The organism is Xanthomonas sp. WHRI 7065 (genome assembly GCF_040203115.2).
GTDB classification, from domain to species: Bacteria; Pseudomonadota; Gammaproteobacteria; order Xanthomonadales; family Xanthomonadaceae; genus Xanthomonas; species Xanthomonas arboricola.
The window spans coordinates 3,409,178-3,427,308 of record NZ_CP168194.1 but is presented as its reverse complement, the minus strand read 5'-3'; the positions used below and the strand labels follow the sequence as shown (position 1 = coordinate 3,427,308).

The 18,131-nt window shown below is 66.8% G+C and carries 16 protein-coding genes; 12 read left to right on the top strand and 4 right to left on the bottom strand.

Translation table 11 applies throughout. The annotated features are described in order from the left end of the window. Positions 1–207 precede the first annotated feature (207 nt). The 5 genes from ABQY64_RS14375 (at position 208) to ABQY64_RS14355 (ending at position 3,590) form a co-directional block, all read left to right on the top strand. Entirely contained in the window at positions 208–774 is a 567-nt protein-coding gene (locus ABQY64_RS14375; RefSeq protein WP_011051924.1) for a YqgE/AlgH family protein, read from the top strand. Next, the gene (ruvX, locus tag ABQY64_RS14370) at positions 767–1,234 is read left to right on the top strand and encodes a Holliday junction resolvase RuvX (RefSeq protein ID WP_104573639.1); all 468 of its coding nucleotides are present in this window, start codon (positions 767–769) and stop codon (positions 1,232–1,234) included. The genes ABQY64_RS14375 and ruvX overlap by 8 nt, the downstream gene beginning before the upstream one ends. A 15-nt stretch (positions 1,235–1,249) precedes the next feature. Next, positions 1,250–2,197 (top strand): aspartate carbamoyltransferase catalytic subunit, encoded by a 948-nt coding sequence (locus ABQY64_RS14365; RefSeq protein WP_039526216.1) that lies wholly within the window; start codon positions 1,250–1,252, stop codon positions 2,195–2,197. Between the two features lie 210 nt (positions 2,198–2,407). Beyond that, entirely contained in the window at positions 2,408–2,848 is a 441-nt protein-coding gene (locus tag ABQY64_RS14360; protein ID WP_126965878.1) for an OsmC family protein, read from the top strand. A gap of 145 nt (positions 2,849–2,993) precedes the next feature. Further along, complete coding sequence (locus tag ABQY64_RS14355; RefSeq protein ID WP_349779824.1) at positions 2,994–3,590, top strand: glycine zipper 2TM domain-containing protein; 597 nt, start codon at positions 2,994–2,996, stop codon at positions 3,588–3,590. 127 nt (positions 3,591–3,717) lie between these two features. Here ABQY64_RS14355 and ABQY64_RS14350 read toward each other — a convergent pair whose 3' ends face one another. Together ABQY64_RS14350 and ABQY64_RS14345 are read right to left on the bottom strand one after the other, a co-directional pair. Beyond that, positions 3,718–4,599, bottom strand: coding sequence for a PhzF family phenazine biosynthesis protein (locus tag ABQY64_RS14350; protein WP_039513838.1), 882 nt, complete (start codon positions 4,597–4,599; stop codon positions 3,718–3,720). Positions 4,600–4,630: 31 nt separating this feature from the next. Next, entirely contained in the window at positions 4,631–5,509 is an 879-nt protein-coding gene (locus ABQY64_RS14345) for a PhzF family phenazine biosynthesis protein (protein WP_349779823.1), read from the bottom strand. 184 nt (positions 5,510–5,693) lie between these two features. Between ABQY64_RS14345 and ABQY64_RS14340 the strand changes: the two genes are divergently transcribed. From ABQY64_RS14340 to ABQY64_RS14320, 5 genes are all read left to right on the top strand, one after another. Continuing rightward, positions 5,694–8,303 carry a bifunctional aspartate kinase/diaminopimelate decarboxylase gene (locus ABQY64_RS14340; RefSeq protein ID WP_167705669.1) on the top strand — a complete coding sequence of 870 codons (2,610 nt, stop codon included), beginning with the start codon at positions 5,694–5,696 and terminating at the stop codon, positions 8,301–8,303. Beyond that, on the top strand, positions 8,287–8,745 hold the full coding sequence (locus ABQY64_RS14335) for a hypothetical protein (RefSeq protein WP_349779822.1): 459 nt from the start codon (positions 8,287–8,289) through the stop codon (positions 8,743–8,745). The genes ABQY64_RS14340 and ABQY64_RS14335 overlap by 17 nt, the downstream gene beginning before the upstream one ends. Continuing rightward, positions 8,742–10,097 (top strand): UDP-N-acetyl-alpha-D-muramoyl-L-alanyl-L-glutamate epimerase, encoded by a 1,356-nt coding sequence (gene murL, locus ABQY64_RS14330; RefSeq protein WP_349779821.1) that lies wholly within the window; start codon positions 8,742–8,744, stop codon positions 10,095–10,097. Before ABQY64_RS14335 ends, murL begins: the two co-directional genes overlap by 4 nt. Beyond that, positions 10,078–11,487 (top strand): UDP-N-acetylmuramoyl-L-alanine--D-glutamate ligase, encoded by a 1,410-nt coding sequence (gene murD, locus ABQY64_RS14325; RefSeq protein WP_349779820.1) that lies wholly within the window; start codon positions 10,078–10,080, stop codon positions 11,485–11,487. Before murL ends, murD begins: the two co-directional genes overlap by 20 nt. A 155-nt stretch (positions 11,488–11,642) precedes the next feature. Next, positions 11,643–12,443: a dienelactone hydrolase family protein gene (locus ABQY64_RS14320; protein ID WP_039526227.1), complete on the top strand. Its 801-nt coding sequence runs from the start codon at positions 11,643–11,645 to the stop codon at positions 12,441–12,443. A 268-nt stretch (positions 12,444–12,711) separates the two neighbouring features. Here the strand turns inward: ABQY64_RS14320 and ABQY64_RS14315 are convergent, their stop codons facing one another. Then, positions 12,712–13,710 (bottom strand): polyprenyl synthetase family protein, encoded by a 999-nt coding sequence (locus ABQY64_RS14315; protein ID WP_024939379.1) that lies wholly within the window; start codon positions 13,708–13,710, stop codon positions 12,712–12,714. 273 nt (positions 13,711–13,983) lie between these two features. On the opposite strand from ABQY64_RS14315, the gene ABQY64_RS14310 reads away from it, so the two are divergent. Beyond that, on the top strand, positions 13,984–14,508 hold the full coding sequence (locus ABQY64_RS14310; RefSeq protein WP_016902371.1) for a single-stranded DNA-binding protein: 525 nt from the start codon (positions 13,984–13,986) through the stop codon (positions 14,506–14,508). A gap of 297 nt (positions 14,509–14,805) precedes the next feature. Here the strand turns inward: ABQY64_RS14310 and ABQY64_RS14305 are convergent, their stop codons facing one another. Next, entirely contained in the window at positions 14,806–16,311 is a 1,506-nt protein-coding gene (locus ABQY64_RS14305) for a sensor domain-containing diguanylate cyclase (RefSeq protein ID WP_184352298.1), read from the bottom strand. A gap of 272 nt (positions 16,312–16,583) precedes the next feature. On the opposite strand from ABQY64_RS14305, the gene ABQY64_RS14300 reads away from it, so the two are divergent. After that, positions 16,584–17,591, top strand: coding sequence for an NAD(P)-dependent alcohol dehydrogenase (locus ABQY64_RS14300; RefSeq protein WP_104627523.1), 1,008 nt, complete (start codon positions 16,584–16,586; stop codon positions 17,589–17,591). Positions 17,592–18,131 lie beyond the last annotated feature (540 nt).

Here is an 18,131-nt window from a genome sequence, read left to right as displayed (position 1 = left end):
GCAGATCGATCGCAGCACGGCGCAGCCTCGAGGTCCGCGCCGCGCAGCCGCCAGCAATCTGAACGGGTCGGCCTTGCCTGCCGGGTGCCACCGGCGGCGTCTGCGAGGCCGCTGTCCATCGGCAGCATCGGCAGTCCGGTGCCGCGCGCATGCAGCAAGTATGGCAGCGGCTCTGCGCGCGGCGAAGCGAACGGCTAGAATGCGGCCATGTCTGTTTTGCCCACGCCTCTGGCCAACCAACTGCTGATCGCGCTTCCGGCGCTGTCCGATCCCACCTTTTCGCGCAGCGTCGCGCTGATCTGCCAGCACGACGAGAACGGCGCCATGGGCGTGCTGGTCAACCGGCCCTCCGAATACACGCTGGGCGAGGTCCTGTCGCAAATGGGCATCGACACCGTCGACGAGCACCTGCGCGAGCAGATCGTGCTCAGCGGCGGGCCGGTGCACCCGGAACGCGGTTTCGTCATCCACGACGATGCGCGCGACTGGGATTCCAGCCTGGAAGTGGGGCAGGGCGTCTATCTGACCACCTCGCGCGACATTCTCGAAGCCATGGCGGCCGGCGAAGGCCCGCGCAATGCGCTGGTGGCGCTGGGCTGTGCCGGCTGGGGGGCGGGTCAGCTGGAATTCGAACTGGGCGAGAACAGCTGGCTGACCGCGCCGTCGGACGCCAATGTGCTGTTCGCCACCGCGCTGGAAGATCGCTGGCAGACCGCTGCCGGGCGCATCGGCGTGGACCTGTTCCGGCTGACGGATTATTCCGGGCATGCCTGAGGCGGGCGCGATCCGCCCGGATGGCACGGTGCTGGGCTTCGACGTGGGATCGCGCCGCATCGGCGTGGCCATCGGCACTGCGCTCGGCGCCGGTGCGCGTGCAGTTGCCGTCATCAATGTGCATGCCAGTGGCCCGGACTGGGTCGCGCTGGATCGCGTGCACAAGCAATGGCGTCCCGACGGCCTGGTGGTCGGCGACCCGCTGACCCTGGACGACAAGGACCAGCCCGCACGCAAGCGCGCGCATGCCTTCGCCCGCCAACTGCGCGAGCGCTATGCGCTGCCGGTGGTGCTGATCGACGAGCGCTCCAGTTCGGTCGAAGCCGCGCAGCGCTTCGCGCGCGAGCGCGCCGACGGGCGCAAGCGCCGCCGCGATGCCGAGGCGCTGGACGCGATGGCGGCCGCGGTGATCGTCGAACGCTGGTTGGCTGCGCCCGACCAGGCCACTCTTCTTCCCTGACACTCCCGACCTGCGATGACCACCATGCAACTCGATTCGGACGGACGCCTGCGCCACCTGCTCACCCTGGAAGGACTGCCGCGCACCACGCTGCTGCAGCTGCTTGATCGTGCCGGCCAGATCCGCGATGCGGCGGTGGGGCGCGTGGGCAAGCGCAGCGTGCTCGCTGGCACCGCGGTGTGCACGCTGTTCTTTGAACCGTCCACGCGCACGCGCAGCTCGTTTCATCTGGCTGCGCAGCGACTAGGCGCGGACGTGCTCAACTTCGATGCCTCCACCTCGTCCACCCGCAAGGGCGAGACCGCGCGCGACACGCTGAAGAATCTCGAGGCGATGGGCGTACGCGGCTTCGTGGTGCGCCATCCCGACGACGGTGCGGTGGAAGCGCTGGCCGCGGCCGCAGGCGAGGGCACTGCCTTGATCAACGCCGGTGACGGACGCAGTTCGCATCCCACCCAGGGCCTGCTCGACATGCTCACCCTGCGCCAGGCCAAGGGCACCGATTTTTCCAAGCTCAAGGTGGTGATTGTCGGTGACGTGAAGCACTCACGCGTTGCGCGCTCGGACCTGCATGCACTGCGCACGCTGGGCGCCGGCGAGATCCGCGTCTGCGGTCCGGCCAGCCTGCTGCCCGACGACGACATGCTGGATGGTTGCGTGGTCGGCCAGGACTTCGACGCCATGCTGGAAGGTGCCGACGCCTTGATGATGCTGCGGCTGCAGCGCGAGCGCATGGAAGAAGGCCTGGTGCCGTCGCTGGAGCAATACCACGCCGACTACGGGCTCACCCGCGAGCGCCTGGCACGCGCCGGCCGCGACGCTGCCGTGCTGCATCCGGGCCCGATCAACCGCGGCGTGGAAATCACCGACGAAGTCGCCGACGGCGCGCAATCGTGCGTGCTGCGCCAGGTCGCCAACGGCGTGGCGGTGCGCATGGCCGTACTGGAAACCCTGCTGGGTTGAGCGAGCCCGGCGACGCGACCGCGCACCCACACTGCGGTCGCGGTCGCCGCCGGCTGAGCGTCTTCGCGCAGACGCATCCAAAAGCCTTACCATCACAACGCGCGCTCCCCCTGCTCTTACGATTCCCGATTCCCGATTCCCGATTCCAGCCACCACGCCATAACATCCACTCGCCTATCGTGGCAGCTCCTTTCATCGCAGGAGATCGCAATGGGTATTTCGCGTCACGCCACCGCTCACTGGGAAGGCGACCTCAAGACCGGCAAGGGCCAGCTCAGCACGCCGCAAAGCGGGCTGATGGACAAGACCCGCTACGCCTTCAGCAGCCGCTTCGGCGACGAGAAAGGCACCAACCCAGAAGAGCTGATTGCCGCCGCCCACGCCGGCTGCTTCACCATGGCGCTGTCGGCACAACTGAGCGAAGCCGGTTTTCCGCCGACCTCGCTGGAGACGCGCGCAGACGTGGATCTGTCGATGGAAGGCGGCCCGCAGCTGTCGCAGATCCGCCTCAAGCTCAAGGCCGTGGTGCCAGGGATCGACGAAGCCAAGTTCCGCGAACTGGCCGACACCGCGAAGAAGAACTGCCCGGTGTCCAAGGCGCTGAGCGCCGTGCCGATCAGTCTGGAAAGCGAATTTTCCAACCAGGCGTGATCCCCTTGCGTGCGCCGGCGATGGTTGCCGGCGCACGCAGCTGGCGGCGACCTGAATAGGGCTTTGCAAGGGCGGGTTGGTTCAGGGCGGTTTCACTGGCGCAGGCCGAGCATCGGCAGCGTGTCCTCCCTGTGAAGCTGCTGCAATGAAAACTCTTGTGCTTGGTGCTCTGGTGATGGGTCTGGCAGTTGCAGGCAATGCAACGGCGCAGCGCTATGACAGCGGCTACGACGGACGTGGCAGCTATGAGGATGGTCGTTACGAATATGCGCGGGTAGTGCGCGTGGACCCGATCATCGTGACCGATTCGTATAACGAGCGCAGCAGCGAACGCTGCTACAACCGCCCGGCAGATGGCTACTACACCAGCAACGACGGCTACTACCGCGATGGCGGCAGCTATGGCCAGGCCGGTGTGTCCAACCGTGGCGTGGCCAGCGTGATCGGCGGTATCGCCGGTGCGGTGCTTGGTAGCCAGGTCGGTGGTGGCAATGGCCGCCTGGTCGGCACCGCCGTCGGCACCATGGCCGGCGTCGCAGCGGGCCGCTCGATCTACGAAGCCAATAATCGCAACTACCAGGGCAATGTCAGCGTCTGCGAGCCGGTGTCCTACCGGCGCGAACGCGATCGTGTCGATGGCTATGACGTGACCTACGAATACGCGGGCCGCACCTACCACACGCGTAGCGACTACAACCCCGGCGACCGCATCCGCGTGCGCGTGGACGTGCGCCCGGACTGACCGCTGCGGTGCCGCACGCTGCGGTCAGGCGATCGACATCCGCCGGTTGAATGAAAAAACGCTACGGGCGACCGCAGCGTTTCTTGTTTCCGCGCAGGCACTCTTCAGCCTGCGGGATCAGGCGCGATCACGCCCAATCCAGCGTGCCGCGGATCACCGTCTGCACCTGGCCGCCAGACCACACATCGCCATTGGCGTCGATGCGCAATTCCAGCAAGGCGTCGAAGCCGATCTCGCGGCCCTGGCTGACCACGTAGCGACGTTCCTTGCCCGGCAATGCCTGGCGACTGTCCAGCCAGGCGGCGAGCACTGCATTGGCCGCGCCGGAGGCGGCATCTTCGAAGCGCCGACCATTGCCGACAAAGGCGCGCACCGCCAGATCGTAGGCACCGGGCGCTGCGGCGCGGGCATAGGCGAACACGCCCATGCTGCCGGTGGATTCGGCCAGCGCGGCGATCGCGTCCCAATCCGGCTGCAGGCCGCGCAGCGCCGCTTCGCTGGCCAGTTCCACCACCCACCAGGTGCGGCCGCCGTCCATCAAGGCGGGCGGCAGGCTGCCGAGTGGCCAGCCGCGCACCGCATCGCGCAGGCGCGGGTCGTCGGCCTCCACCTGCTCGGCCACGCGCGCACGCGGGGTGCGGATGGCGATGCTGCGGTGGCCTGCGATCTGCTCCACGCGCAGCGGCAGCTGGCCGGCGATGCCATCCTGGATCAGCACGCCGTCGTCGGGTGCGGCCAGGCCGGCTTCCAGCACCGCGTGGGCGGTGCCGACGCTGGGGTGGCCGGCAAACGGAACTTCCTTTTGCGGGGAAAACATCCGCAGCCGATAGCTGCTGTGCGCATCCGGCGCTGCAAACACGAAGGTGGTCTCCGGCAGCTTGGTCCAGCGTGCGATGGCCTGCATCGCGGCATCGTCCAGGCCTTGGGCATCCAGCACCACCGCCAGCGGGTTGCCGCTGCCGGGGCGGGCGGAGAACACATCCAGTTGCAGGAAACGGCGGGTGGTCATGGTGGCGGCTCCGCGAACAGGGCGCGGCAGCTTACCAATCGATGCGGCCTTCGATCACTTGCCTGGTCGTTCCGCCGATCCAGACTTCGCCTTCGTGATCCACCTCCACGTGCACACGGCCGTCGCGGCCGACTTCGCGCCCCTGGCTGGCGACATAGCGCGACGCCTGGCCGGGCACGCGGCCTTCGCCGTGCAGGCGCGCGGCAATGCAGGCGTTGGCGCTGCCGGTGACCGGATCTTCCGGGATGCCGTCGCCGGGGCAGAAGGCGCGCACCACCAGGTCCGCACCGCCATTGGCCTGCGGGGCGTAGATGGCCAGGCCGGTGGCTGCGCTGGCCTGGGTCAGGCGGCTGATCGCCGCCAGATCGGGCATCGCCTGGCGTACCGCCTGCGCGTCGGCCAGTTCCAGCAGCCACCAGCCGGGGCCGTTGTTCCACAGTGCGGCCGGGCGTTCGGCCATGCGCAGGCCGGCGCAGGCCTCGTGCAATGCCGCAACATGCGCATCGCCGGTTTCGACTGCTTGCGCACGCGGTGCCCGCAGCCGCACCAGCACGGCGCCATGCCGGTCGATCACCTCTACAGGCAGCACGCCGGCAGCGCATTGCTGGCGCATCCGGCCATCAGGCTTGAACGCCACCAGCCCGTGCGTTGCCGCCGCCCACGCAGCTCCGACGCTGGGATGGCCGGCGAACGGCAGCTCGGCGCGTGGCGTGAAGATACGGATGTGGTAATCCGCATCGGGCGCGCTGACCGGCAGGAAAAAGATCGTCTCCGACAGGTTCAGCCAGGCGGCCATCTGCTGCATCTGCTCCGACGACAACGTCTGTGCATTGAGGACCACGCCCAACGGATTGCCGTGGCCATCCTGGCCGCCGAACACATCCAGTTGCAGGTAGCGGTGCTTGCTCATGGGGCATGGATCTCGGTCGATGGAAGGCGCGTCGATGGTTGCAGCGCAAACCGTTGCGGTGATGGCCGTGGCTGCCGGCGGGCTGTGACCGTACACGGGGTCATGCGGGCGACATTGGCAGTAGAATCGGAGGTTCCGCCCGGCGTACCGGGCGTCTTCCCCCTCATCCTAAACGCCTATCTCCATGTCAGCTCCCCACTCTACCGATCGTTGGATCGTCCTCAAGTTCGGCGGCACCTCGGTGTCGCGTCGTCATCGCTGGGACACGATTGGAAAACTGGCGAGCAAACGGGCCAACGAGACCGGTGGCCGCGTGTTAGTGGTGGTGTCCGCGCTGTCGGGCGTGACCAACGAACTCACCGCGATTGCCGATGGCGCCGCCGACAGCGCGCAGCGCGTGGCGGCGCTGGAGCAGCGCCATCGCGAGTTCCTGGCCGAGCTGGAACTGGATGCCGATGCAGTGCTGGGCGAGCGTCTTGCCGCCCTGCATGCATTGATCGGCGATGCGCGCGCGGCAACGCGCACGCTGGACTGGCAGGCCGAGGTGCTGGGGCAGGGCGAGTTGCTGTCTTCCACCATCGGTGCGGCGTATCTGCACGCCAGCGGCCTGGACATGGGTTGGCTGGATGCGCGCCAGTGGCTGTCGGCGCTGCCGCCGCAGCCCAATCAGAGCGAATGGTCCAAGCGCCTGTCGGTGTCCTGCCAGTGGCAGTCCGACGCCGACTGGCGCGCGCGTTTCGATGCGCAGCCCACGCGCCTGTTGATCACCCAGGGCTTCATTTCGCGGCACGCCGATGGCGGCACCGCGATCCTGGGGCGTGGCGGTTCGGATACCTCGGCGGCGTATTTCGGTGCGCTGCTCGGCGCCAGCCGGGTGGAAATCTGGACCGATGTGCCCGGCATGTTCAGCGCCAATCCCAAGGACGTGCCGGACGCGCGGCTGCTGACCCGCCTGGATTATTACGAGGCGCAGGAAATCGCCACCACCGGTGCCAAGGTGCTGCATCCGCGGTCGATCAAGCCATGCCGCGATTCCGGCGTGCCGATGGCGATCCTGGATACCGAGCGCCCCGATCTGCCCGGCACCAGCATCGACGGCAATGCCGAGCCGGTGCCGGGCGTCAAGGCGATCAGCCGGCGCAACGGCATCGTGCTGGTGTCGATGGAAGGCATCGGCATGTGGCAGCAGGTGGGCTTCCTGGCCGATGTGTTTACGCTGTTCAAGAAACATGGCCTGTCGGTGGACCTGATCGGTTCGGCCGAGACCAATGTCACCGTGTCGCTGGACCCGTCCGAGAACCTGGTCAACACCGATGTGCTGGCGGCGTTGTCGGCCGATCTGTCGCAGATCTGCAAGGTCAAGATCATCGTGCCGTGTGCGGCGATCACCCTAGTCGGGCGCGGCATGCGCTCGCTGCTGCACAAGCTCTCCGACGTGTGGGCCACGTTCGGGCAGGAGCGCGTGCACATGATCTCGCAGTCGTCCAACGACCTGAATCTGACCTTCGTCATCGACGAAGCCGATGCCGATGGCCTGCTGCCGATCCTGCATGCGGAATTGATCGACAGTGGCGCGATGCCGGTGAGCGAAGGCGAGGTGTTCGGGCCGCGCTGGCGCGAGATCATCGGCTCGGTGCGCCCGCGGCCCACGCCGTGGTGGCATGCCGAGCGCGCGCATCTGCAGACACTGTCCAAGGCCGGCACGCCGCGTTACGTCTATCACCTGCCCACGGTGCGTGCGCGGGCGCAGGCGCTGGCGCAGATTGCGGCGGTGGATCAGCGCTATTACGCGATCAAGGCCAATGCGCATCCGGCGATCCTGATGGCGCTGGAACAGGCCGGGTTCGGGCTGGAATGCGTTTCGCACGGTGAGCTGCGCCGCGTGTTCGATACCTTGCCCGAGCTGTCGCCGCGGCGCGTGCTGTTCACCCCGAGTTTCGCGCCCAAGGCCGAATACGAAGCCGGATTTGCGCTGGGCGTGACCGTCACCGTGGACAACGTCGAAGCATTGCGGCGCTGGCCGGAGGTGTTCCGTGGCCGCAACGTGTGGCTGCGCATCGACCTGGGGCATGGCGACGGCCATCACGAGAAGGTCAACACCGGCGGCAAGGCGTCCAAGTTCGGCTTGTCGTCCACGCGCGTGGATGAATTCGTGGAAGTGGCGCGCACGCTGGAGGTCACCATCACCGGCGTGCATGCGCACCTGGGCAGTGGCGTGGAGACCGGCGAACACTGGCGGATGATGTACGACGAACTGGCCGGCTTCGCGCGCCGCATCGGCACGGTGGAGACCATCGATATCGGTGGCGGCCTGCCGATTCCGTACAGCGCCGAGGACGAGCCGTTCGATCTGGAGCTGTGGGCCAAGGGCCTGGCCGAGGTCAAGGCGGTGCATCCGGGCTACCGGCTGGCGATCGAGCCGGGCCGTTACCTGGTGGCCGAAGCCGGCGTGCTGCTGGCGCAGGTGACCCAGGTGATTGAAAAAGATGGCGTGCAGCGCGTGGGCCTGGATGCAGGCATGAACACGCTGATCCGCCCCGCGCTGTACGACGCCTGGCACGACATCGAAAACCTCAGCCAGCTCGACGCGCCGGCCGATGGCAGCTTCGATATCGTCGGGCCGATCTGCGAATCCTCCGATGTGTTCGGCAAGCGCCGTCGTCTGCCTGCCGCCACCGCGCCGGGTGATGTGATGCTGCTGGCCGATGCCGGTGCCTACGGTTACTCGATGGCCAGCACTTACAACCAGCGCGAATTGCCGCGCGAAGAGGTGATCGATGCGCCCGCAGGCTGAGTTCATTGCACTCAGTACGCTGGCCGGTGGTGCTGCGATCGTGTTCGCCACCGCGCTGCAGCAACTGAGTTTGGGCATGCCGTGGAGCGACACCTTCAAATGGGCGCTGCCTGCGCTGGTCGCCGCCGGTATCGGCGCGTGGCTGGCCGGGCGTTGGCAACGTTGGCGCGATGCGCGGGTTCCCACGCGTCGCAGTGGCGGGATGGCGGTGCGCACGGTGTTGTTGAGTGCGCTGAGTTATGTGCCGGTGGTGGCGCTGTATCTCGCCATCGCCTTCGCGGTGTCCGGCGATGCCACGGCTGCACGTCCGGATGTGCTGTTGCTGGCGGTGCTGTTCGGTTGCCTGCCGCTGCTGTGGGCTGCGGTGCCGTTTTCCATGATTGAATATGTCCTGTGCCGGCGTTATCTGCGTCGCGTACGTGTTCCTGCAGGTAGTCCATGAGCGCTTTCGACAAACACCAGATTTCCACCTTCCGTTTCGTGCGTTGCGCACTCGACGCGCACACCGGCGTGGCGACGCTGGTGTATGCCTTCGATCAGGGGCCGGAACTTGTGGAAACCGTTGCCGTGCCCGGCGCGCCATTCGTGCTGGATGGCGCGCGTGCCGCCGCCGTGCAACAGGCCTTGCAGCTGCTGCACCTCATTGCGGGCGTGAGTTACTACAAGGCCGCAGTGCCGCCGACCATTGCCATCGACAGCTACAGCATCGATGCCGATACCGCTGCGCTGGTGGAAAGCGTCTACCTGCACGGCCTGGGCGAGTTCGCCTATCGCAATGGCTTGAACCTGCACGGCAAGATCCACTTGCCGGTGGCTGCACCGGCTGCCGGCGATGCGCCGGCGTTGGGCCTGCGCGAGCACGCCCTGGTTGCGATCGGTGGCGGCAAGGATTCGCTGGTCAGCATCGAAGCGCTGCGGCATGCCGGCATCGACCAGACCGTCAGCTGGATCGGCGGCTCGCAGCTGATCCGGGCCTGCGCCGAGCGCACCGGTCTGCCGGTGCTCAATATCGGCCGCGTGCTGGCGCCGGAATTGTTCGAGCTCAATCGCCAGGGCGCCTGGAACGGGCATATCCCGGTCACTGCGGTGAACTCAGCCATCCTGGTGTTGTCGGCCTTGCTCAATGGCGTGGACCAGGTGGTGTTTTCCAACGAACGTTCGGCCAGTTACGGCAGCCAGATTCCCGGCACCGGCGAGGTCAATCACCAGTGGTCCAAGGGCTGGGCGTTCGAGCAGGCGTTCGGCGATTACGTGCAGCGGCACGTGGCGGCCGACCTGCGCTATTACTCGCTGCTGCGGCCGTTGTCGGAGTTGGCGGTGGCGCGCCAGTTCGCCAAGACCGATCACTACGACGCGCATTTTTCCAGCTGCAACCGCAACTTCCACATCATGGGCGAGCGCCCGGTGCATCGCTGGTGCGGGGTCTGCCCGAAGTGCCATTTCGTGTTCCTGGCATTGGCACCCTTCATGCCCAAGACGCGGCTGGTCAAGATCTTCGGGCGCAATCTGCTCGACGATGCAACCCAGGCCGGCGGCTACGATGCGCTGCTGGAATTCCAGGACCACAAGCCGTTCGAATGCGTCGGCGAAGGGCGCGAATCGCGCGCGGCAATGGCGGTGCTGGCCAGCCGTGCCGAATGGAAGGAAGACGCGCTGGTGCTGCGTTTCATCCGCGAGATCCAGCCGCAGCTGGACCAGCAGGCGCTGCAGCTGGAGCTGTTGCTGGCGATCGACGGCGAGCACCGGATTCCGTCGGCGCTGTGGGAGCGCGTGCGTGCGAATTTCGCAGCTTGAGGGCAAGGCGGTTGCGTTATGGGGCTGGGGGCGCGAAGGACGCGCCGCGTATCGCGCACTGCGCGCCGCGTTGCCCACGCAAACGCTGACGGTGTTCTGCAACGCCGACGAAGCGCGCGAGCTCGAGACGCTGGCCGATGCTGCGTTGCATGTGGAAACCGACGCCAGCGCGCAGGCGCTGGGCCGGTTCGATGTGGTGGTGAAATCGCCCGGCATCAGCCCGTATCGCCCCGAGGCGCACACCGCCGCAACCGAGCACGGCACGCAATTCATCGGCGGCACCGCGTTGTGGTTTGCCGAGCATGCGCAGCCTGACGGCTATGTGCCTGGCGCTATCTGCGTCACCGGCACCAAGGGCAAGAGCACCACCACCGCGCTGCTGGCGCATCTGCTGCGTGCGGCCGGCCATCGCACCGCCCTGGTCGGCAATATCGGCCAACCCTTGCTGGAAGTGCTGGCGCCGCAACCGCCGCCGGGCTATTGGGCGATCGAGCTGTCCAGCTACCAGACCGGCGAAGTGGGGCGCAGCGGCGCGCGTCCGGAATTGGCGCTGGTGCTGAACCTGTTTCCCGAGCATCTGGACTGGCATGGCGACGAGGCGCGCTACGTGCGCGACAAGCTGGCGCTGGTCACCGAAGGCCGCCCGCGCATTGCCTTGCTCAATGCCGCCGATCCGCATCTGACCCAGTTGCAGTTGCCCGACAGCGAGGTGCGTTGGTTCAACCATCCCGATGGCTGGCACCTGCGTGGCGATGTGGTGTATCGCGGCGAGCAGCCGGTGTTCGACACCGCCAACGTGCCGCTGCCCGGCGAACACAATCGGCGCAACCTGTGCGCGGTGCTGGCAGCGCTGGAAGCCCTGGGGCTGGACGCTGCGGCGCTGGCACCGGCCGCAGCGAGCTTCCGCCCGTTGCCGAACCGCCTGCAGCTGCTCGGCAGCGTGGACGGCATCAGCTACGTCAACGACTCCATCAGTACCACTCCGCATGCCTCGTTGGCAGCGCTGGCCTGCTTTGCGCAACGCCGTGTGGCCTTGCTGGTCGGTGGCCACGATCGTGGGCTGGACTGGCAGGATTTTGCCGCGCAGATGGCGCAGCAGGCGCCGGTGGAAATCGTCACCATGGGCGCGAACGGGCCGCGGATCCATGCGTTGCTGGCGCCGCTGGCCGCGAGCGGTCGTTTCGGCCTGCATGCCGCAGCCGACCTGGAACACGCGATGCGGCTGGCGCGCCAGGCGCTGGGCGAGCAGGGCGGCGTGGTACTGCTGTCGCCGGGTGCGCCCAGCTTCGGCGCCTATAGCGACTATGTCGCGCGCGGCCGCCATTTCGCCCAGTTGGCCGGGTTCGATCCGGCGGCGATCAGCGCGATTCCCGGCTTGGGCGTGCAGTAGCGCTGCGTTGCGCGCGGGGCGACGGCGCCATCCGCCCCGGGTTTTTTCGACGGCCGTGGCAGAACGCCGATGCGATCGGTCCGTCGGCGTCCACGCTGACCCGGTGTGCACGGCGGCAGCGCCTACACTCGCCGGACCTTCCCGGGAGCAGGCACATGCACAAGCAATGGAGATGGCGTGGCGTTGGGTTGTTCGGTGTCTTGGCGTCGCTGGCGTTGCCCGCCGCCGCAGCGATGCAGGCCAAACCGCTGGAATGGACGATCGGCAAGGACACCTTCAGCGGCGTGCTGGTCTACGACGACGCCGGTGCCGCCAAGCGCCCAGGGCTGGTGATGGTGCCGAACTGGCGCGGGGTCAACGATTCGGCGGTCACCAAGGCCAAGCAACTGGCCGGCGACGACTACGTGGTGCTGGTTGCCGACGTCTACGGCAAAGGCAAGCGTCCGGCCAACGACAGCGAGGCCGGGCAGTTTGCCGGTGCGCTGAAGAAGGACCCGCCGACGCTGCGCGCCCGCGCGCTGAAAGCAGTGGATGTGCTCAAGGCGCAGGCCGGCAAGGCGCCGCTGGATGCATCGCGCATTGGTGCGGTGGGGTTCTGCTTCGGCGGCACCACGGTGCTGGAGCTGGTGCGCGCCGGTGCGCAGCTGGCCGGTGTGGTCAGCCTGCACGGTGGCATTGCCACGCCCAGCCCGGCGGCGGCCGGTTCGGCCAGGACGCCGCTGCTGGTACTCAATGGCGCCGACGACAAGAGCGTAAGCAAGGCGGACATCGCCGCCTTCGAAACCGAGATGAATGCGGCTGGCGCGGACTGGCAGTTCGTCAATTTCAGCGGTGCGGTGCATTGCTTTGCCGAAGCCGATGCCAACAGCCCGCCAGGCTGCCTGTACAACCCGCGTGCGGCGAAGCGTGCCTACCGCATGCTCGGCGATTTCTTCGACGAACGCTTTGGCGATTGAGGTTGCCAGGCACGGCTGACCGCCGCACTGGCGGTCGTCGGATGTGGCGGATGACGCGCGGACATGCGGTGCGGGAGCGATAGGCCGATCCCGTATATGGATCGGATGGCGCACGCAGCATCGGCGTGTGATGCGCTCAGAGGCCGTGTGACAAGGCGCCGCAACCCTGGCATGGGTTGCGGCAGCGTTTCCGCCGGAAAGGCGAGGGTGCACCGTCGGCTGTCAGCCCGTTCAGTGAGCGCGGCAGGCGAACCTGCCGCCGCCCGGATCAATGCGTGCGTTGCACCGCATACCGCGCCAGGCCGCGCAATGCGGCAACCGCGGGGCTGGGCGGCAACGTGTCCAGCGCCTGTTCGGCAGCGGCGGCATATTCGGCGGCACGCTGGCGGCTGTAGTCCAGGCCGCCGGTGGCATGAATCGCCGCAAGTACCTCGGGCATTGCGCTCGCATCGCCTTGTTCGACGATCTGGCGCAGGCGCTCCCGGGTGCTCGCATCCGAGTGCGCCATGGCGTGGATCAGCGGCAGGGTCGCCTTGCCTTCGGCCAGGTCGTCGCCCAGGTTCTTACCCAGGTCCGCTGCGTCGGCAGCGTAGTCGAGCACGTCATCGGCAATCTGGAAGGCAAAGCCCAACTGCATGCCGTAGTCGTACAGGCGCTGCTGCACCTGCGCATCCGCGCCCGAGGCCAGCGCGCCCAGGCGGGTGCCGGCGGCAAACAGCACCGCGGTCTTGCGCTCGATCACGCGCAGGTAGGCGGCTTCGTCGGTGTCGGGGTTGTGCACGTGCAGCAGCTGCAGTACCTCGCCTTCGGCGATGCGGTTGGTGGTGTCGGCCAGGATCTGCATGACTTCCATGCGATCCAGCTCCACCATCAACTGGAAGCTGCGCGAATACAGGAAATCGCCGACCAGCACGCTGGGCGCGTTGCCCCACAGCGCATTGGCGGTGCTGCGCCCGCGGCGCAGGTCCGATTCGTCCACCACGTCGTCGTGCAGCAATGTGGAGGTGTGGATGAACTCGATGATCGCCGCCAGTTGATGGTGCTCCGGGCCGGAGCCGCCAGCGGCGTGGCCGGCCAGCATCACCAGCATCGGGCGCAGGCGTTTGCCGCCGGCGGAGATGATGTGATCGGCGATCTGGTTGATCAGCACGACATCCGAGGCCAGACGGCGGCGGATCAGCGCGTCGACCGCGGCCATGTCGGGCGCGGCGAGGGACTGGATCTGGGGCAGGCCCAGGACGGTGGGGAGGTCTTCGGCGATGGTCATGCGCAGGCGTTCGTGATGTGCGCCGATTATAGGTGTCTGGGCCAGATCCGTCCCGCTGGCCGTGTCCGACGGCCTCCGCCATGGCCGCAAACCCTTGCGGCGCCAGCGTCGGGCCTGTCCGCGAGCGCCCGGATTCCGACCTGCCGGCGCGGCATTCCCCGGCCCGGCGCTGCGGCGATCCGCCGGGACCGTGGCCGGCAGGTGCGGTAACATTGGCGCCAAGACATTCACCGCCGCGCCCACTGGCGCCGGCGCACCATCTCGGAAGCATCTATGGCCCGCGGCATCAACAAAGTCATCCTCGTCGGCAACCTCGGCAACGATCCCGACACCAAGTACACCCAGGCCGGCATGGCGATCACGCGCGTGAGTCTGGCCACCACCAGCATGCGCAAGGACCGCGATGGCAACAACCAGGAGCGCACCGAGTGGCACCGCGTGGTGTTCTTCGGCAAGTTGGGCGAGATCGCCGGCGAGTACCTGCGCAAGGGCTCGCAGGTGTACGTCGAAGGCGAGCTGCGTTACGACAAGTACACCGGCCAGGACGGCGTGGAGAAGTACAGCACCGACATCGTCGCCAACGAGATGCAGATGCTCGGCGGCCGCGGCGAAGGCGGCGGTGGCGGCGGCATGGGCGGCGATCGTCCGCAGCGCAGCCAGGCGCCGCGCCAGCAGCAAGGTGGTGGCGGTGGTGGTCAGGGCGGCGGTCAGGATTATGCCCCGCGTCGTCAGCAGCCGGCCCAGCAGCAGTCGGCACCGCCGATGGACGATTTTGCCGACGACGATATCCCGTTCTGATCGGTAGCCAGCCTGCTTGTCATTCAAAAGGCCCGCATCGCGCGGGCCTTTTGCTTGCCGGTTGCTGATTGCATCGACGCAGGCCGGGCTGTTCCGAAGCGCCCTTGACGTGCAGACCTGGTCGGTACGACGGTGCCGCTCACCAATCTCGACCAAGCGTGGCTAACAGCACCTCGCGCGCAATCGTCAGGTGGCTGAGAACGCCGCGTACCCATGGTGTGTCTGCCTGCCACACACCGATTCCGGACATGGGCCGCGCCAACCTGGCGTTGCGCGCAGTTTTTATTGTCAGTTGCGCTACGCCGACGTCCGATCGCGGCCGTTCTGCTTGGCGCGATACAAGGCCGAGTCGGCGTCGTGCACGAAGGCATCCGGGGTGCGTGGCGTTTCGCCCGGTTCGAACGTCGCGACGCCGACGCTGACGGTGACGTGCGCACTTGTCGGGCTGGACAGGTGCATCAGCCCGAGCCCGGCGACGGCGCTGCGGATTGCGTCGGCCAGCCGCAGTGCGCCGGCGGCATCTGTCTGCGGCAGGATCATGCCGAACTCTTCGCCGCCGTAGCGCGCGGCAACGTCTTCGCTGCGCCGTGAGCAACCGGCAATCGCGCCTGCGACCAGGCGCAGGCAGGCGTCACCGTTGACGTGGCCATAGGTGTCGTTATAGAGCTTGAAATGATCGACATCGATCATCAGCACCGACAGCGGTGCCTGTCGATGCACAGCCTGCTGCAAGGCACGCGAGAGCCGGTGGTCGAACGCACGGCGGTTGGCAATGCCGGTGAGTGCATCTATCCAGGCTTCGGAGCTGAGCTTGTCCTCGTTGCGATGCATGCGGCGCAGCTGCAGATCCAGCCAGATGCCGACTCCCAGCAGCAACGCGCATCCCAGGGTGGCGATCACGATCCGCTGGCGCACGGACTGCCGCCAGTTGGCCAATGCGTCGTCGACCGCGACCCCGGTCAGTACGGTCAATGGATAGGCCTGTGCTGGCGCGAAACTGGAAATGCGCTCCACGCCGTCGATCGGCGAACGATAGGTGGCAGTGCCGTGCCTGCGCGCGCGCATGGTGACGTAGATCGAGGTGCCTGCGATCGAGGTGCCGATCACGCCCGGTTTGTCGGGCCGGCGTACCAGCACGATGCCGTCGTCATTGGTCATGCCGATGGTGCCGTTCGGGCCGACCTCGAAGGTGCTGTAGTAGTTCTGGAAATACTTCAGTTGCAGCGTGACCAGGACAACGCCGGCAAATTCGCCGCGGGGGGTATTGAGGCGCCGGCTCAAGGTCAGCACCCAACTGCCATCGGAGCGGCTCTGCACCGGCGGTCCGACCAGCGACAAGGCGTCGCGATGGTCGCGGTGATATTTGAAATAGGCGCGGTCGGCGTTGTTGTGCTTCCTGGGCGTGCTGTTCAATGACGAACTCACCCAGCTGCCGTCGGCCGCATAGATGAAGATGCCATGCAGCCGGTCCGAGCGACGTGCTTCATGCACCAGAAAGTCATGCATGACCAGTCGCGCACTGGCCGAGCCCTGGTCGTGCTCCACCCGTGATACCAAGCCCGACAGCACGGCATCGGCGATCGTCAGGGTGTCGCTGGCATGCTGCGCCAGCGAATTGGCGAGGTTCAACGATTGCGCTTCGGCGGTACGCAGCGCACTCGTGCGCTCGTCGTGGATGGACCAGTATTCCGAACCAAGCAGCAGCAGGCACGAAATGCTCAGCACAAAGTGCAACGCGATGCGTTGTGCTCGTTGCCGTCGCCGCTTGCCGGGTGATGTCACGTGAGTTACCTGTCTGGACATCAGGACGTTGCAACCGCCGTGCCAGCTTAGCCGTGGGCGCCGCGTGGAATCGTTTGCATCATGTGGCGCAATGCCGATCTGTGATTGATGCCTCACGCGTTGCACCGCAGTTTGCCCGGCGTGCGGCTGCGCTGCTGTCCAGCCTGCTGTCGTTACGCGCTTGATGCTGCGACGAAATCGCCATCCCACAACAGAGCCGAAAGCCAGCTCGACTGCATGCGGATAACGCCTGGCGTGTTATCCCGAAGATCGATCACAGCAAGGAGCGCCCCATGCGCGCGATTCGTTTAGCTCAGCCTGCAGGCCTGAATGCATTACATGGTGTTGCCTTGCCCGACCCCGGGCAGCCGGCACGCGGTCAGATCAGGGTGCGGCTGCATGCAAGCTCGTTGAATTTTCATGACCTTGGCGTGGTGTCCGGGCAGATGCCGACCGCTGAGGGCCGCATCCCCATGTCCGATGGCGCCGGGGTGGTGGAAGCCGTCGGGCCGGAAGTGGATGAGTTCGCTGTTGGCGATCATGTGGTGTCCACCTTCTTCCCCGAGTGGCTGGACGGTGAGCCGCTGCATGCCGGCTTTGCCACCACGCCCGGCGATGGCGTCGATGGCTATGCACGCTCTGCGGTGGTGGCCGCCGCCCATGCGTTCACGCATGCCCCGGCCGGCTACAGCCATGCCGAAGCGGCGACCCTGACCACGGCCGGCGTCACCGCATGGCGCGCGCTGGTGGTCAACGGCGGACTCAAGGCCGGCGACAGCGTGCTGGTGCTCGGCACCGGCGGTGTATCGATCTTTGCGTTGCAGTTCGCCAAGGCGATGGGTGCCACCGTCATCGCGACATCCTCGTCCGACGAAAAACTGGCCAAGGCGCGCGCGCTGGGCGCAGACCATGTCATCAATTATCGACAGCATGCCGAGTGGTCGGCGCAGGTGCTGGAGATCACCAATGGCCGTGGCGTGGATCACGTGGTCGAGGTCGGTGGGCCGGGCACGTTGGCGCAATCGATCCGCGCTGCGCGGGTAGGCGGGCATATCGCCTTGATCGGCGTGTTGACCGGTGCCGCAGGCCCGGTGCCGACCGCGGAAATGATGGGCCGGCAGCAGCGCTTGCAGGGGCTGGTGGTCGGCAGCCGCGTGCATCAGCAGCAGCTGGTGCGTGCACTGGATGCCTTGCCGCTGCGGCCGGTGATCGATCGCGCTTTCGCGCTCGATGATATCGCCGAGGCCTTCGCGCTGCAGCAGGCGGGCGGCCATCTGGGCAAGATCGTGCTGGAATTCTAGGCGCGGTCGAAAACGCGCCGCGTTTGCCGTGAGGCGGGCGCGGCCGCTGTGTGGGATCGTCAGGTGTCACTCGTGCACGCTGCAATTCCACGCTATCCACACTCAGCTGACGGCCGATCGCCACGCGCTGGCCGCCGCTCAAGAGCCGTCGTTCGCGTCCGGATGTTCTCGATGCAGCGCATCCGGATTCGGAAGACAAGCACCGCGTGGTGGAGACGAAGCCAGCGCGCTGACGCAGATGACATCGTCGTTGTCAGCACATGGAAAGGTCCCGAACCATTTCAAGAACCTGGGGCGCGCTGCAAAACGCGAGCTGCCAGCAGCACACACGAGTGTCGTGCAGCGAGTAGGCAACCCATTCCAACAATGATGAGCGCGTTTCATAGGCGCATGCAGTCCATGCCGTCAATGCCCGCCTGCAGCGCCTCTAGAATCGGGCCATACCGCCGATTCGCGCCCGCACACACTCGCCGCATGCTCACGCGATTGTGACCGGCCGCGCTGCACATTATTTAAGAACTGTATAAGCCAGCATTGTTG